Annotated in this window: 1 protein-coding gene; it reads right to left on the bottom strand. The window is 72.8% G+C overall.

Translation table 11 applies throughout. The features are described 5' to 3' along the window. Positions 1–618: polysaccharide biosynthesis/export family protein (locus MKK84_RS28270; protein WP_243925355.1), on the bottom strand; the 618-nt coding region annotated here is incomplete at both ends.

Here is a 618-nt window from a genome sequence, read left to right as displayed (position 1 = left end):
GAAGTCCGATAGGCCGCGCGCCTTGGCCAGCGCCTGCGCCAGCGTGATCCCGTCGGCCTGGAACGGCAGCTCGGTGCTGTTGCCCAGCGCGCCCACCGCGATGAAGGTCTGCGGGTCGCGCACGAGCGTGAGCACGTCGTTGGGCCGCAGGTAGATGTTCTCCTTCGGGTTCGACACCACCGTGGTCAGCGGCACGGTCGCGGTCACCGGCCCGCGCGAGAGCCGCACGAAGGTCTCCGAGACCGGCGAGCGGTTGCCGCCTGCGGCCGCAATGACGTCGAGGATGCGGTCGCCGTGGCCCGACAGCGGCAGGCGGGCGCCGGCCGCGCCCTCGCCGGTGATGGTCACGGCCTGGGAGATCGGGCGGGTGACCGACACGAGTACCTGCGGCTGGATCGCCTTGCCGGCGAGCGCGCTCTCGATCAGCGTCTGGACGTCCTGGGGCCGGCGGCCGTCGACCTTGATGCGGCCGGCGTAGGGCACCGAGATGGCGCCGTCGCGCCCGACCGGCTGCTCGGGGATGAGGGCGGACTTGGACCCGGCCGAGAAGCGGTCGGCGACCAGCGGGCCGGAGAACAGGCCGCCGGATCCGGCCTCCCAGATCGAGACCGAGACCAT

The sequence above is a fragment of the Methylobacterium sp. E-065 genome (assembly GCF_022829605.1).
Lineage (GTDB): Bacteria > Pseudomonadota > Alphaproteobacteria > Rhizobiales > Beijerinckiaceae > Methylobacterium.
The sequence above is the reverse complement of the archived record's forward strand: the minus strand, read 5'-3'. Positions and strand labels throughout refer to the sequence as shown.